Source organism: Halalkalibacter sp. APA_J-10(15) (genome assembly GCF_023017105.1).
GTDB lineage: Bacteria > Bacillota > Bacilli > Bacillales > Bacillaceae_D > Halalkalibacter.
The window spans coordinates 1-408 of record NZ_JALKEV010000068.1 but is presented as its reverse complement, the minus strand read 5'-3'; the positions used below and the strand labels follow the sequence as shown (position 1 = coordinate 408).

The window sequence follows — 408 nt, the reverse complement described above, 5'->3', positions numbered from 1 at the left end:
GGAGAACTTGTTCTCCTTTGAAGTTAGCGGCGAACGGGTGAGTAACACGTGGGCAACCTGCCCTGTAGATTGGGATAACATCGAGAAATCGGTGCTAATACCGGATGATAGCGTTTATGCGCATGCATAAACGCTTAAAGATGGCCTTTGGCTATCACTACAGGATGGGCCCGCGGCGCATTAGCTAGTTGGTAAGGTAACGGCTTACCAAGGCGACGATGCGTAGCCGACCTGAGAGGGTGATCGGCCACACTGGGACTGAGACACGGCCCAGACTCCTACGGGAGGCAGCAGTAGGGAATCTTCCGCAATGGACGAAAGTCTGACGGAGCAACGCCGCGTGAGTGATGAAGGGTTTCGGCTCGTAAAGCTCTGTTGTTAGGGAAGAACAAGTGCTATTCAAATAGG

Annotated in this window: 1 rRNA gene; it reads left to right on the top strand. The window is 52.9% G+C overall.

Annotated elements, in window-relative coordinates:
- A 16S ribosomal RNA gene (locus MW695_RS22295) occupies positions 1-408 on the top strand; the annotation flags it as partial.